13 protein-coding genes and 3 tRNA genes are annotated in these 13,608 nt (G+C 54.6%); 7 read left to right on the forward strand and 9 right to left on the reverse strand.

Features of this window, described 5'->3' with window-relative positions:
* Positions 1 to 26 precede the first annotated feature (26 nt).
* Complete coding sequence (gene argA, locus KTJ90_RS03960; RefSeq protein WP_003853937.1) at positions 27 to 1,355, reverse strand: amino-acid N-acetyltransferase; 1,329 nt, start codon at positions 1,353 to 1,355, stop codon at positions 27 to 29.
* 232 nt (positions 1,356 to 1,587) lie between these two features.
* On the opposite strand from argA, the gene amiC reads away from it, so the two are divergent.
* On the forward strand, positions 1,588 to 2,832 hold the full coding sequence (gene amiC, locus KTJ90_RS03965) for an N-acetylmuramoyl-L-alanine amidase AmiC (RefSeq protein ID WP_003853935.1): 1,245 nt from the start codon (positions 1,588 to 1,590) through the stop codon (positions 2,830 to 2,832).
* Positions 2,833 to 2,943: 111 nt separating this feature from the next.
* Here the strand turns inward: amiC and KTJ90_RS03970 are convergent.
* The 3 genes from KTJ90_RS03970 to KTJ90_RS03980 form a co-directional block, all read right to left on the reverse strand.
* Positions 2,944 to 3,020, reverse strand: a tRNA-Met gene (locus KTJ90_RS03970).
* 54 nt (positions 3,021 to 3,074) lie between these two features.
* Positions 3,075 to 3,151: transfer RNA gene (locus KTJ90_RS03975), tRNA-Met, on the reverse strand.
* 65 nt (positions 3,152 to 3,216) lie between these two features.
* Positions 3,217 to 3,293: transfer RNA gene (locus KTJ90_RS03980), tRNA-Met, on the reverse strand.
* A 203-nt stretch (positions 3,294 to 3,496) separates the two neighbouring features.
* On the opposite strand from KTJ90_RS03980, the gene mltA reads away from it, so the two are divergent.
* Both mltA and tcdA read left to right on the forward strand, forming a co-directional pair.
* Positions 3,497 to 4,645: a murein transglycosylase A gene (mltA, locus tag KTJ90_RS03985; RefSeq protein WP_003854646.1), complete on the forward strand. Its 1,149-nt coding sequence runs from the start codon at positions 3,497 to 3,499 to the stop codon at positions 4,643 to 4,645.
* A 48-nt stretch (positions 4,646 to 4,693) separates the two neighbouring features.
* Complete coding sequence (tcdA, locus tag KTJ90_RS03990; RefSeq protein WP_003854645.1) at positions 4,694 to 5,506, forward strand: tRNA cyclic N6-threonylcarbamoyladenosine(37) synthase TcdA; 813 nt, start codon at positions 4,694 to 4,696, stop codon at positions 5,504 to 5,506.
* Here the strand turns inward: tcdA and csdE are convergent.
* Together csdE and csdA are read right to left on the reverse strand one after the other, a co-directional pair.
* Complete coding sequence (gene csdE, locus KTJ90_RS03995) at positions 5,485 to 5,940, reverse strand: cysteine desulfurase sulfur acceptor subunit CsdE (RefSeq protein WP_008925647.1); 456 nt, start codon at positions 5,938 to 5,940, stop codon at positions 5,485 to 5,487. The two genes, tcdA and csdE, sit on opposite strands and share 22 nt — an antisense overlap.
* 2 nt (positions 5,941 to 5,942) lie before the next feature.
* Positions 5,943 to 7,151, reverse strand: a complete 1,209-nt coding sequence (gene csdA, locus KTJ90_RS04000) for a cysteine desulfurase CsdA (protein WP_442844279.1) — start codon at positions 7,149 to 7,151, stop codon at positions 5,943 to 5,945.
* Between the two features lie 209 nt (positions 7,152 to 7,360).
* On the opposite strand from csdA, the gene KTJ90_RS04005 reads away from it, so the two are divergent.
* The 4 genes from KTJ90_RS04005 to rlmM all read left to right on the forward strand — a co-directional run bounded on the left by KTJ90_RS04005 (position 7,361) and on the right by rlmM (position 10,374).
* A complete protein-coding gene (locus KTJ90_RS04005) occupies positions 7,361 to 7,582 on the forward strand; it encodes a YgdI/YgdR family lipoprotein (RefSeq protein ID WP_003854643.1) in 222 nt (73 codons plus the stop codon).
* A 335-nt stretch (positions 7,583 to 7,917) separates the two neighbouring features.
* Entirely contained in the window at positions 7,918 to 8,835 is a 918-nt protein-coding gene (locus KTJ90_RS04010) for a transcriptional regulator GcvA (protein ID WP_003854641.1), read from the forward strand.
* Between the two features lie 50 nt (positions 8,836 to 8,885).
* Complete coding sequence (locus KTJ90_RS04015) at positions 8,886 to 9,281, forward strand: DUF423 domain-containing protein (protein WP_003854633.1); 396 nt, start codon at positions 8,886 to 8,888, stop codon at positions 9,279 to 9,281.
* Positions 9,274 to 10,374, forward strand: coding sequence for a 23S rRNA (cytidine(2498)-2'-O)-methyltransferase RlmM (gene rlmM, locus KTJ90_RS04020; protein WP_003854631.1), 1,101 nt, complete (start codon positions 9,274 to 9,276; stop codon positions 10,372 to 10,374). The genes KTJ90_RS04015 and rlmM overlap by 8 nt, the downstream gene beginning before the upstream one ends.
* A 24-nt stretch (positions 10,375 to 10,398) precedes the next feature.
* On the opposite strand, the gene xni is transcribed toward rlmM, so the two are convergent.
* The 3 genes from xni to queF form a co-directional block, all read right to left on the reverse strand.
* Positions 10,399 to 11,154: a flap endonuclease Xni gene (gene xni, locus KTJ90_RS04025; RefSeq protein ID WP_499025952.1), complete on the reverse strand. Its 756-nt coding sequence runs from the start codon at positions 11,152 to 11,154 to the stop codon at positions 10,399 to 10,401.
* 34 nt (positions 11,155 to 11,188) lie between these two features.
* A complete protein-coding gene (gene ppnN, locus KTJ90_RS04030; protein ID WP_003854629.1) occupies positions 11,189 to 12,553 on the reverse strand; it encodes a nucleotide 5'-monophosphate nucleosidase PpnN in 1,365 nt (454 codons plus the stop codon).
* Between the two features lie 169 nt (positions 12,554 to 12,722).
* Entirely contained in the window at positions 12,723 to 13,568 is an 846-nt protein-coding gene (queF, locus tag KTJ90_RS04035; protein ID WP_003854628.1) for an NADPH-dependent 7-cyano-7-deazaguanine reductase QueF, read from the reverse strand.
* Positions 13,569 to 13,608 lie beyond the last annotated feature (40 nt).

The raw sequence follows: 13,608 nt of genomic DNA on the forward strand, positions 1-13,608 counted from the left end.
TGGGTGATTGTCCCTTCTGCGGTGAATCAGGTGAGGTCGGCCATCAGCACTTTTGAACGGCGCTGATAGTTATACATCTCTTTTTTACTTTCGGGCAGTGACTCAATATCAACCGGCGTAAAGCCGCGCTCCTGGAACCAGTGGATACTGCGCGTGGTCAACACAAACAGCTTTTCCAGTCCCATCTGCTTTGCCTGCAACGCCACGCGCTGCAACAGCATCTCTCCGCGTGAGGAGCTGCGATAATCAGGATGAACCGCCACACAGGCCATCTCGCCAATCTTCTCATCCATAAACGGATAGAGTGCGGCACAGGCGATGGTCAGATTGTCGCGCTGAATAATCGTGAACTTATCGATCTCCATTTCCAGCTGCTCGCGAGAGCGACGTACCAGAATGCCCTGTTGCTCCAGCGGCCGGATCAGTTCGAGGATGCCGCCGATATCGTTGATATTGGCGCGGCGGATCTGCTCTGCCGACTCCATAACGATCTGCGTGCCGATACCGTCGCGTGAGAAGAGTTCCTGCAACAGTGCGCCATCTTCCTGATAGCTGATTAAATGGCTGCGGCGCACACCACTTCGGCAGGCTTTCACCGCGCCACGCAGAAAGCGAACAGTGCCGGAAAGATAATCGCCTTCCTTTTCAATCTCGTCGATACGGGCCTGCGCGTCATTCGGGAACAGCTCAGAGATAATTTCACCTTCGCTATTCAGGACGCCTTGCTCAGAGCAGAAGCCGATCATTTTTTCCGCTTTCAGCTTAATCGCCAGCTGCGTGGCCACTTCTTCCGAGGTGAGGTTGAAGCTCTCGCCCGTAACAGACACCGCCACCGGGCCCATCAGCACAATGGCATCGTTATCCAGCTGGCGATGAATCGCCTCTTCATCGATACGACGGATACGCCCGCTATGGCAGTAATCCACGCCATCATCCACGCCCAGCGGCTGTGAAATAATGAAGTTGCCGCTGACCACATTGATATGTGCGCCCTGCAGCGGGGTGTTGTTGAGACTCATAGAGAGGCGGGCAGTGATATCCAGCTGCAGCCGGCCGGCGGCCTGTTTGACCAGCTCCAGCGATTGCGCGTCGGTCACCCGGGTAAATTTATGATAAACCGGCTCCAGCTGCTGCTGCGCCAGGCTGGCATCAATCTGCGGTCGGGCACCATAAACCACCACCAGGCGGATGCCCAGGCTGTGCAGCAGGCCGATGTCATTAACGATGCCAGAGAAGTTCTCATGCTCAATCGCTTCGCCACCCAGCATGATGACAAAGGTTTTACCCCGGTGGGCATTGATATAGGGAACGGTATGGCGAAAACCCTGAACCAGTTCGGTACTACGTTCCTTCACGGCCAACCCTCAGTGAATGTTTATTCGTATTTTTTGTATTTTTATGCTTTTACGCCCGGTTTTGCAAGTCTTAATCCTGACGAAAATTTACGTTTTTATGGGTGTCAAAGCCGCTAACAGCCTGCATTATTTAGGGTTTCCGGGGTGACATCATGCTACGGATTGGATAAAGTTTTCGCCGCCATTTTATTAACTGGCGCTTTTTTAGACATAACACAGCAGCTGGAGCGGCATGTCAGACGTTAATTCCCATTTTTCACGCAGACGATTTTTACAGGGGACGGGCGCCTTACTGCTGTTAAGCGTCAGCCGCACAGGACTGGCGGCAAAAAACCACATTGTGGCGGTGCGTATCTGGCCCTCATCCACTTACTCGCGGATGACGCTGGAGTCAAACGTCGCGCTGAAATACAAGCAGTTTGCGCTGAGCAATCCCGAACGGCTCGTAATAGATATTCAGGGCCTGCATCTCAATTCGGCCCTGAAAGGGGTGGATAAGCAGGTACGGGTCGACGATCCTTTTATTAAAAATGCCCGGGTCGGCCAGTTCGACAGCAATACAGTGCGCGTCGTTCTGGAGTTAAAGCGCAACGTTGCGCCAAAGATTTTTAACCTTTCGCCGGTCGCCGGGATCAATCACCGGCTGGTGGTCGACCTCTATCCGAGTCAGAACCCGATAGAAGATGATCCTCTTCTGGCCCTGCTGAAAGACTATAACCAGGGTGATCTGGAGAAAGATGAAGGCGTGCAGGCACCCTTGCCAGGTAAAGCGGGGCGCGATCGTCCGATCATTATCATGATCGATCCCGGTCACGGCGGGGAAGATCCGGGTGCGCACGGCAAATATAAGACCCGCGAGAAGGATATTGTGCTGAAGATTGGACGGCGGCTCAAAGCGCTGATCGACAAAGAGTCCAATATGAAAGCCTATATGACGCGTAATGAAGATGTCTTTATTCCGCTGCGCGTCAGGGTTGCGAAAGCCCGTAAACAGCGCGCTGATCTTTTTGTCTCGATCCATGCGGATGCCTTTACCAGCCGTGCAGCTCGCGGCTCGTCAGTGTTTGCCTTATCAACCAGCGGTGCGACCTCGGCGGCAGCCCGTTTCCTGGCGCAGACCCAGAATGAATCCGATCTGATTGGTGGCGTCAGCAAAAGCGGCGACCGCTATCTTGATCACACCATGTTCGATATGGTGCAGCGCCAGACGATTCATGACAGCCTGAAGTTTGGTAAAGAGGTGCTGCATCGCATGGGGCGCATCAATCATCTGCACAAACGTACCGTGGATCAGGCTGGGTTTGCGGTGCTGAAAGCCCCGGATATCCCGTCTATTCTGGTCGAGACCGCGTTTATCAGTAATGTGGAAGAGGAGCGTAAGTTGCGAACCACCCGCTATCAGCATCAGGTTGCGGAGGCGATTCTGGACGGCATTAAGGCTTATGTGAAGAGTGGGGCGGCGCTGGCCCATCGGTAACGGTTTGCGGGTAGTTACGGCTATCCGTGCACTTTTCAGGGCAGGAGAGAGACTAACGAGGTTTCAGGAACGTCAGAAACAAAAAAACACCCTTTCAGGTGTTTAAATGATTGGTTGCGGGGGCCGGATTTGAACCGACGACCTTCGGGTTATGAGCCCGACGAGCTACCAGGCTGCTCCACCCCGCGTCCGTATCATACTTTTTTCACATTGTGACTTCTGTAAAACAACTGCAGAAGTATTGGTTGCGGGGGCCGGATTTGAACCGACGACCTTCGGGTTATGAGCCCGACGAGCTACCAGGCTGCTCCACCCCGCGTCCGTATTGCTTCTATTACTTTTACTTCTCACACTGTGACTTCTGTAAACCTGCTGCAGAAGTATTGGTTGCGGGGGCCGGATTTGAACCGACGACCTTCGGGTTATGAGCCCGACGAGCTACCAGGCTGCTCCACCCCGCGTCCGTGGAAGCGCACTATACTCTCCGCGCTAATTCATGCAACCCCTTTTTGAAGATAAAAGCCAAATTAACAGCCAGTTGCTGAAGGATTCAACCATCTGATTAATTATTGAACTGATATGCACCGGGTCAAAGCGGATGCATTTCATTCTGTCGGGGGCTTTGCTATCGTCGCGGGGCGAACAGTTATAAAAAGAGAAGATAATGAAATCACATTGGGTGAAGTATGCACTCACTGGCGCGTTAATTACGCTGCTGGCGGCCTGTAGCTCTAAACCGACCGATCGCGGTCAGCAATATAAAGATGGCAAACTCGAACAGCCGCTGGCGCTGGTAAATCAGCCCAATGCCAAAGGTGCGCCAGTTAATGGCAAAGACTTTGGCGATCAGGTGCGCCAGATTCAGTCCGCCTCATCTGCCCTTTATAGTCGTCAGAACGGCACCTATAGTGCAATTGAAAGCTGGCTGATGGCGGGAGCCGATACCCGACAGCTTCGTCAGTATGGCCTGAACGCGTGGCAGATGGAGGGCACGGACAACTACGGTAACGTGCAGTTCACGGGTTACTACACGCCGGTCGTGGAAGCGCGCTACACCCGTCAGGGTGAGTTCCAGTATCCGATCTACCGCATGCCGCCGCGCAAACGCGGAGAAAAATTACCGAGCCGCGCTTCTATCTATAGTGGCGGACTCGATGACCGCTATGTCATTGCCTACAGCAACTCGCTGATTGATAACTTCATGATGGATGTGCAGGGCAGTGGTTATGTCGACTTTGGCGATGGCCGCCCGATGACCTTCTTCGGTTACGCCGGTAAAAATGGCTGGGGCTACCACAGTATTGGTAAAGAGCTGATCGATCGCGGCGAAGTGAAACGCGAAGATATGTCGATGCAGGCCATTCGCCAGTGGGCGCAGGAGCACTCACCGCAGGAAGTTCGCGCACTGCTGGAAACCAACCCATCGTTTGTCTTCTTTAAAGCTGAACCGTTTACGCCGGTGCGTGGAGCCAGCGCCGTTCCGCTGGTAGCAAAAGCCTCGGTTGCCTCTGACCGCTCAATTATTCCGGCGGGCACCGTACTGCTGGCTGAAGTGCCGCAGTTAAATGAGAAGGGCAAATTCAACGGCAAATATGAGATGCGCCTGATGGTCGCACTCGACGTGGGTGGCGCGATTAAAGGCCAGCACTTTGATATCTATCAGGGTATCGGCCCGGACGCCGCGCATCTCGCCGGCTTCTATAATCACTATGGCCGCGTCTGGGTACTCAAAGCTGCACCGGGTGCCGGACAGCCGCTGTTCTCCGGCACGCAAAACGGTAATAATGGTTCACTGCTTCTCGGCGCTAACTAATTTCTTCTCTGCGGGCCTTCGGGCCCGCACGACGTAACAGGTTCAACTATGAAAGTGTTAAACGACGCCTGGCATCAGCGCTTTGGCGGCACGGCGCGTCTCTATGGTCAGAATGCGCTGCAACGTTTTGCTGACGCACACTTCTGCGTCATCGGTATTGGCGGCGTCGGTTCCTGGGCGGCGGAAGCACTGGTGCGCACCGGGATTGGTAAAATTACCCTGATTGATATGGATGATGTCTGTATCACCAACACCAACCGGCAGCTTCATGCGCTTCAGGGCAACGTGGGCAAAGCCAAAACGGACGTGATGGCAGAGCGGCTGCGTGCGATCAATCCTGACTGCGAAGTGATCTGCATAGATGACTTTATTACGCCGGAGAACACTGCTGAACTGATGGCTGCCGGTTTTGACTACGTGATCGACGCTATCGACAGCGTGCGGCCTAAAGCGGCGCTGATCGCCTGGTGTCGCCGGAATAAGATCCCGTTAATCACCACCGGTGGTGCGGGTGGGCAGATTGATCCGACGCAAATTCAGGTCGCCGATCTGGCGAAAACCATTCAGGATCCCCTGGCGGCGAAGCTGCGCGAACGATTGAAAAGCCTGGGCGTGGTGAAAAACAGCAAAGGTAAACTCGGCATCGACTGTGTTTTTTCAACTGAAGCGCTGGTTTATCCGCAGGCAGATGGCAGCGTCTGTGCTTCACGCAGCACGGCGGAAGGTCCGAAGCGGATGGATTGCACATCCGGCTTTGGCGCGGCAACCATGGTTACCGCTACGTTCGGCTTTGTTGCCGTTTCACATGCGCTGAAGAAGTTTCTGGCGCGCGCTGTTCGTCAGGATGCCGTCAGCGCCTGACGCGCGGCGTGCTCCACGGCGGTAGCCAGCGCCTGCAGGCCGCTGCTGCGGGAAGCGCTGAGCTGGGCGCGCAGGCCCAGTTCGTCAAACAGCGTTAAGGGATCGCTGGCCAGTAACTGTTGTGGCGTCTGGCCCTCAACCGCAGTCAGCAGCACGGCCAGCAGGCCGCGCACAATCCGTCCTTCACTGTCACCATAGAAATGCAGCGTGCCATCCTCGCATAACTGGCTGCCCAGCCAGACCCGATTTTCACACCCGCTGAGTTCAATTTCTGCGGTTTTCAGTTCCTCCGGCAACCCAGGTAACTGTCGGCTCAGCTGAATCAGCTGACGATAACGATCCTCCCATTGATGAAAGCGGCCAAAGCTCTCTTTCAGGCTGGCAACAGTAATCTGTTCGCCAAACGGGTGTGGCGCTAACAGCGATGAACACATAATCAAAACTCCGATAACAGCGAGATGGCACCTTTCATGGCGCGCACCAGCGCATCAACATCCTGCAAACTATTATAGGGTGCAAAAGAAGCCCGCAGCGTGCCGCTGACGCCCAGCGCTGCCAGCAACGGCTGCGCACAATGCTGGCCAGCGCGCAGGGCGATTCCCTGCTCAGCCAGCAGCGTCACCAGATCGCTGTGATGCAGGCCAGCAAATTCAAAGGCCAGCAGGCTGGCGTTGCCACTGCGGAAGCTGCGGAAGCCAGGCAATTCTGCCAGCTGCTCCTCCGCCAGTGTCGCCAGATGCTGACTCCAGCGCTCCGCTTCGGCCAGATCGTACTGCGCCAGCCAGCTCAGTGCTGCACTCAGGCCCACTACGCCCGCCACATTCGGAGTACCTGCCTCAAAACGCCAGGGCACTGGCTGTGGTGTGAAGCCACTGAAATCGACATCCGTTATCATTTTTCCGCCACCCTGCCAGGGTGACATCGCTTCCAGCAGGTCCGCTTTGCCATATAACGCGCCAATGCCCATCGGGCCGTAAATCTTATGGCCGGAAAAAGCGTAAAAGTCGATATCCAGCGCCTGTACGTCAGGCGGGCAATGCACCACCCCCTGCGCGCCATCGACCATCACTTTCGCACCCACGGCGTGTGCCAGCGGAATCGCTCTGGCGAGATCGGGACACCCTCCGGTGACGTTCGACATCTGGCCTATAGCCAGCAGGCGGGTACGGTTATTAAGCAGCTTGGGTAGCAGGCTGATATCGGGCAGGCGATCTGGCCCTAACGGCCATTTTATGACGTGGGCACCGCATGCCTGTGCAGCCATCAGCCAGGGGACCAGGTTGGCGTGGTGCTCAGCCTCACTCACCACAATCTCATCACCGGGTTGCAGGCGCGGGCGCAGCCAGCTGTTCGCCACCAGGTTTATCGCTTCGGTGGTGCCGCGCGTCCAGATAATCTCACGATCGTCTGCGGCATTCAGCCAGCGGCCAACCTGATGACGCGCCTGTTCATAGCGATGGGTTAAGGCCTGCGCAGCGGCAAACTGGCTGCGATGAACCGTCCCTGCGCTGAGGCTGTAAAACTGCTGTGTACTGTCAATGACGGCCTGCGGCTTCAGCGTGGTCGCGGCGCTATCGAGATAAACGCCGGCGTCGGCGAGCGCGGGAAACTGCTGGCGAAAGTCGCTAGGGTTAAATGGGATCATGCCGGGTCCATGATAAGAAAAATTAGGACCACACTGAAAGAATGGTCTGCGTCTGGCAAAGCTGGAAAAGCGCGTTATGCTGAATATTGCAAGGTTTGAACCAAACCCGCATAACGAGTGGACGTTTAATAGTCGATCTCACTTATCGGCTGCCTCTGGTTAGCGTAGCGCGGGTGGTTTGATGCAATCAATCTACAAGGAGATAGCAGATGAAAAAACTTACCGCAGTTCTGGCCGTGTGTACTCTTGCTTTTACACTGAGTGCCTGTTCAAGTAATTACGTGATGCATACCAACGATGGCCGCACTATCGTGGCTGCCGGCAAGCCTAAAGTTGATAATGATACCGGCATGATCAGCTATAAAGATGCGAATGGCAACGAGCAGCAGATTAACCGCTCAGACGTCAAAGAAATGGTCGAGTCAAAGTAAGCAGCAAAAAAAAAGCACCGCAATTTGCGGTGCTATTTAAAAATCACTATGGACAGACAGGGTAAATCTACAGGAATTAAGCGCTCGATCCACAATCGTCGGATCAAAAATTTGCAAACACAACATCACGACCACAAGCCAAAAGCTTTCAGAAAATCTGCGAACTCACTCACAAATCTAAAAACTTTTCGTTCCGGCTCAGGAAGTGTGGCAACTATAGGTATTTGCTGGAGGTTCCTCAACGGACAAATTATAATGCCTCGGATTAAAAATTCTAATACGTAAACGCTTTGTATTAGCCTGCGTATTTTTCGCCGATCCGGATACGGAAAACCATGTCGAAACGCCTTCCTCCTCTTAACGCACTGCGTGTTTTTGATGCAGCTGCACGCCATTTAAGCTTTACCAAAGCGGCTGAAGAGCTGTTTGTCACCCAGGCTGCTGTAAGCCATCAGATAAAATCTCTGGAAGATTTTCTGGGGTTAAAGCTGTTTCGCCGGAGGAATCGTTCGCTGTTACTGACCGAGGAAGGACAAAGCTACTATCTCGACATCAAAGAGATTTTCTCGGCGATAAACGAAGCGACGCGCAAATTGCAGGCCCGCAGTGCCAAGGGGGCGCTGACGGTCAGTTTACTGCCAAGCTTTGCCATTCAGTGGCTTGTTCCCCGCCTCTCCAGCTTTAATATGGCTTATCCGGGAATTGACGTGCGCATCCAGGCGGTTGACCGTGACGAAGAGAAACTGGCAGACGATGTCGATGTGGCGATTTTTTACGGGCGGGGCAACTGGCCCGGACTGCGGGTGGAAAAACTCTATGCCGAATATCTGTTGCCGGTCTGCTCGCCGTCACTGATGACCGGGGATAATCCGCTGAAAACGCCGATGGATCTGTCGCGTTTTACCCTGCTGCATGATGCCTCCCGCCGCGACTGGCAATCCTATATCCGGCAGCTGGGCCTGCAGCATATTAATGTGCAGCAGGGGCCAATTTTCAGCCACAGCGCGATGGTTCTGCAGGCGGCGATTCATGGTCAGGGCGTGGCGCTGGCCAACAATGTTATGGCGCAGAGTGAAATAGAAGCCGGACGATTAATCTGCCCATTTAATGATGTATTAGTCAGTAAAAACGCTTTTTATCTGGTTTGTCATGACAGTCAGGCAGAACTGGGTAAAATAGCCGCCTTCCGACAGTGGATTCTGGAAAAAGCTGCAACCGAACAAGAAAAATTCCGCTTTCGCTATCAACAATAACGTATTGATTTATTTGCATTCAGATGCAAAAGCACCCTGAGGGTCAGTTCATGTCCAGTCGTGCCATGTTTGTTTTTGCGGCTATCAGCGGATTTCTGCTGGTGGCTTTTGGCGCATTTGGTGCCCACGTGTTGAGTCAGTCGCTTGGTGCGGCTGAAATGGCCTGGATTCATACCGGGCTGGAGTATCAGGCTTATCACACCTTAGCGGTGATGGGGCTGGGCGCTGCGATGTTACGTCGCGCCAATATCTGGTTTTACTGGAGCAGTGCGTTAATGGCGCTCGGCACCGTGCTGTTCAGTGGCAGCCTCTATTGTCTGGCGCTGTCACATCTTAAATTTTGGGTTTTTATCACACCTGTGGGTGGAGTCTGTTTCCTCGCCGGTTGGGTATTGATGTTGATTGGCGCTTTGCGTCTTAAACGAAAGGCAGAACGCCATGAATAAAGTTTTACTCTATTGTCGCCCCGGTTTTGAAAAAGAGTGCGCGGCAGAAATCAGCGCTAAAGCGGCGGAACGCGAAATCTACGGCTTTCCCCGCGTTAAAGATGACTCCGGCTACGTGTTGTTTGAGTGCTATCAGTTCGAAGATGCTGATCGCCTGGCGCGTGAGCTGCCATTTGACGAGCTGATCTTTGCCCGTCAGATGCTGGTCGTCGGCGAAATGCTGCGTGACCTGCCACAGGAAGATCGTATCACCCCGATTGTCGGCATGCTGACCGGCGTAGTGGAGAAGGGTGGCGAACTGCGTGTTGAAGTGCCTGACACCAACGAAGCCAAAGAGCTGACCAAATTCTGCCGCAAGTTCACCGTGCCGCTGCGTTCAGCACTGCGTGAAAGCAAAATCCTGCTGAACTATGAAAGCCCGAAACGCCCGGTTGTGCATGTGTTTTTCATCGCACCTGGCACCTGTTACGTCGGTTATTCCATCCGGGAAAACAGCTCGCCGTTTTATATGGGTATTCCACGCCTTAAGTTTCCTTCTGATGCGCCAAGCCGTTCCACGCTTAAGCTGGAAGAGGCATTCCACGTCTTCATCCCTGCGGATGAGTGGGATGAGCGTTTAGCCAGCGGCATGTACGCGGTGGACCTGGGAGCCTGTCCGGGCGGCTGGACCTATCAACTGGTCCAGCGCAGCATGATGGTTTATGCGGTAGACAACGGACCGATGGCACCTAGCCTGATGGATACCGGCCAGGTGATGCATGAGAAAGCGGATGGATTTAAATTCCGTCCGCCTCGCACCAACATCAGCTGGCTGGTGTGTGACATGGTAGAGAAGCCGGTTCGCGTGGCTAACCTGATGACCGACTGGCTGGTCAACGGCTGGTGCCGCGAAGCGATCTTCAACCTTAAGTTGCCGATGAAAAAGCGCTATGAAGAGGTCACGCAGAATCTGGCCATGATGCAGGAGCGGTTTGATGAGAATGGCATCAACGTGCAGATTCGCGCCCGTCAGCTCTATCATGACCGCGAAGAGGTAACGGTTCATGTGCGTCGTATGTGGGCTGCGACCGGTGGCCGTCGCGACGAGCGTTAATCGACTGGCTGAGTGCCGTTGCACTCAGCCGGTGTAACGCAGCGTGTTCAGATTTCCCTGCAACACCAGATCCTGCTTCAGTGTGGCCACCTGACGACTAATCTCTGCCATATGCTGCCCTTCAGCGAGTTTTTCCCGCCATTTGGCGGGTACCTGGTCCAGTTGCTGGTAGACCCCCTCAAGCGTCTGAAACGTTGTCAGCAGCTGCTTTGCGCTTTTAGGGCCGATGCCGGTGATGCCCGGAATTTTACTGCTGCTGATGCCGCATAATCCCCAGTAGTCAGGTAACCGCTGGGGCGCCACGCCAAACTCTGCCTCGATAAAAGGCAGGTCGAGCCACCGTTTCTGGAAGTAGTCGCGGATGCGGATCTCGGGTGCCAGCAGCTGGCTGTAGCCTTTGTCAGTGGAAACAATGGTGGCCTGATGTCCGGCCTGGGCCATTTTAACCGCCAGCGTCGCCGCTAAATCATCCGCTTCATCCTCGCCCGCAATCCAGCAGCTTACGCCTGCTGCGCGAAAAGCCTCCTGTAACGCCGGCATCTCTGCCTGCAAATCGTCTGGCATCGGCGGACGACCGCTTTTGTAGTCGGGAAGCAGCTGATGCCGCCAGCCCTGATGACGCGCTTCGCCATCAAATACCGCCACGGCATGGGTCGGGCGGGCGTGACCCAGTACCTGGCGCAGCGCAGCCACACAGCCGTCGACACAGGGGGAGCCTTGTACCGCATGCAGACGGCGAATCAGATTCAATGCGTCAACAATAACAAGATGAAAAGCCATGAGAGTATGGGCAGCCCGGGGGCTGCCTCCTGGTTTATTTGATAATTTCGTAGCAGGGGATGTAAGCGGTGCCTGGCAGCTTCATGCGCTGCTGGGCAACAAATCCCTGCAGCAGTTCATCCATGCGGTGCATGATGTCGGGGTCGCCATGCAGTTTAAAGCGTCCCTTCTCACGGATTTCGCGGATGCCCATCTCTTTAACATTACCCGCGACGATGCCTGAGAAGGCGCGGCGCAGGTCGGCGGCCAGCTTCTCAGGAGGCTGATTCGTGTAGAGATTGAGGTTCGCCATATTTTCATGGGTGGGCAGGAACGGCACCTGCAGATCGGGTTCAATGCGAATCGACCAGTTAAAGCTGTAAGCATCGCCGGTTTCGCGACGATTCTCTTTAACCTGCGGCATCGCTTTCTTCATCAGACGCGCCACTTCTGCCGCATCATCGATAATAATCTGATAATGCTTACGCGCCTGTTCACCCAGCGTGTTGACGATGAAATCATCCAGCACACGGAAATAATCGGCGCTCTCTTCTGGTCCGGTCAGAATCAGCGGCAGCACCTGGTCGTTGTTCTGCGGATTCATCAGAATGCCCAGCAGATAGAGCAGCTCTTCTGCCGTGCCGACCCCGCCCGGGAAAATAATGATGCCATGGGCGATACGCACAAACGCTTCTAGACGTTTTTCGATGTCTGGCATGATGATCAGCTCATTCACCAGCGGATTTGGCGGTTCAGCCGCAATGATCGAGGGTTCTGTCAGGCCGATAAAACGGCTGTCACGATAGCGCTGCTGGGCATGGCCAACGGCGGCCCCTTTCATTGGCGCTTCCATCACGCCCGGCCCGCAGCCGGTACAGATATTCAGCTCGCGCAGTCCCAACTGCGTACCAACATTGCGGCAATACTGGTACTCAACGGCGTTGATTGAGTGTCCACCCCAGCACACTACGGTGTTGGGATACTCGCCAATGTGCAGTGCCCGTGCATTACGCAAAATGGAAAACACGGTGTTGGTGATCGTGGCGGAATCGTTCTCTTCGGCTGCCGTGAAACGGCCCGGCATGTTGAGCTGGCCGCTGACAAACAGGATGTCACGCAGCACCGCAAACAGATTTGCCTGCAGGGAACGGATGATGCGGCCATCAACGAACGCCTCTTCCGGTGGATTGATCAGTTCCAGTTTGACGCCGCGCTCACGGCGCAGCACGTTGATGTCAAAATTCTCAAAGCGGGAGAGCAGTTCGTGGCTGCTGTCAGTCTGGCTGCCGGAGTTGAGTACTGCCAGAGAGCAATTGCGAAACAGCTGGTAGAGGTCGCTGCTGGCTGTGCGCTTAAGCATATCGACTTCCAGTTGCGAGAGCAGATCCATTGAGCCAAGTGGACTGATATGGGTAATCAAATGAACTCCTTTACACCCGCCTGGGTGCCTGTTGGCACTGCAACCGCAGTGACGAAAATCCCTGGTCGGCAATCCGCAGATTGCCGCCTTCATCAGAGTAGCCTTGTCGGCCTGCACAGCTCAAGCGGAACTGCGCATACAGCACGCAGCCTGCGAGAAGTCTCGCAAACTACTGACGAACCAGCCGTGAAAAACCGGGTGAGAAGGGCACATTGGTGCGCCACGGGTTGATATCCAGTCCGCCACGGCGGGTGTAGCGTGCATAAACGGTCAGCGCTTCAGGATGACAGAAACGCATCACATCATTAAAGATGCGCTCGACGCACTGCTCGTGAAATTCGTTATGCTGGCGGAATGAGACCAGATAGCGCAGCAGCGCTTCACGGTCGATACGCGGGCCTGTGTAGCGGATCATCACCGAGCCCCAGTCAGGCTGATTGGTGATCAGGCAGTTTGACTTGAGCAGGTGGCTCACCAGCGTCTCCTCAACGATTTCGCTGCCTGCGGCATCCGCCAGATAGTCGGCATTGAAGCGATAATCGTCGATAGCAATATCCTGCTCATCAATACAGCAACCGTCAAAATGACCGACAGGCTGACCTTCAATTTCACTAAGACGGAACAGCGCAACCTGCACTTCACCTTCTGCACAGGCGCTCAGATCCCGCTCCAGCGTCTGACGGACCTCGCCCCAGTCCGCAAAGCGGGTCTGGTTAAAACTGTTAAGGTAAAGCTTAAAGCTTTTCGACTCGATCAGATTGCGGCTCTGTGCATCCAGCACCACTTCCCCGACGGCAACCTGGGGTAGCCCTTTACTGTTGAGCCACGAGAGTTCATACAGGGTCCAGATATCGCTGCCGGTAAAGGGCAGGCTGTCGGGAAACAGGCCCAGCGGTTCACGGTTCAGACTGCGTGGCACCGACTGCAGTAAGCTGTTGTCATACTGATCGTGATAGGCTGTGGGTTTGCCCAGCGTCAGGTTACTGAGTGCCTGATCCTGTTCGTGAGTAGTCATTGCGGTTACCACCAAAATTAATCAAAGTGGCTAAGTGTAA

It is taken from the genome of Pantoea jilinensis, from assembly GCF_019104105.1.
GTDB classification, from domain to species: domain Bacteria; phylum Pseudomonadota; class Gammaproteobacteria; order Enterobacterales; family Enterobacteriaceae; genus Pantoea; species Pantoea eucalypti.

Excerpts from the sequence above, each read along its gene's own strand:
- queF (WP_003854628.1), bottom strand. The coding sequence starts at position 13,568 with ATGACTACTCACGAACAGGATCAGGCACTCAGTAACCTGACGCTGGGC.
- rlmM (WP_003854631.1), top strand. The coding sequence starts at position 9,274 with ATGAATAAAGTTTTACTCTATTGTCGCCCCGGTTTTGAAAAAGAGTGC.
- mltA (WP_003854646.1), top strand. The coding sequence starts at position 3,497 with ATGAAATCACATTGGGTGAAGTATGCACTCACTGGCGCGTTAATTACG.
- tcdA (WP_003854645.1), top strand. The coding sequence starts at position 4,694 with ATGAAAGTGTTAAACGACGCCTGGCATCAGCGCTTTGGCGGCACGGCG.
- amiC (WP_003853935.1), top strand. The coding sequence starts at position 1,588 with ATGTCAGACGTTAATTCCCATTTTTCACGCAGACGATTTTTACAGGGG.
- KTJ90_RS04015 (WP_003854633.1), top strand. The coding sequence starts at position 8,886 with ATGTCCAGTCGTGCCATGTTTGTTTTTGCGGCTATCAGCGGATTTCTG.
- KTJ90_RS04010 (WP_003854641.1), top strand. The coding sequence starts at position 7,918 with ATGTCGAAACGCCTTCCTCCTCTTAACGCACTGCGTGTTTTTGATGCA.
- csdA (WP_442844279.1), bottom strand. The coding sequence starts at position 7,151 with ATGATCCCATTTAACCCTAGCGACTTTCGCCAGCAGTTTCCCGCGCTC.
- xni (WP_499025952.1), bottom strand. The coding sequence starts at position 11,154 with ATGGCTTTTCATCTTGTTATTGTTGACGCATTGAATCTGATTCGCCGT.
- csdE (WP_008925647.1), bottom strand. The coding sequence starts at position 5,940 with ATGTGTTCATCGCTGTTAGCGCCACACCCGTTTGGCGAACAGATTACT.
- KTJ90_RS04005 (WP_003854643.1), top strand. The coding sequence starts at position 7,361 with ATGAAAAAACTTACCGCAGTTCTGGCCGTGTGTACTCTTGCTTTTACA.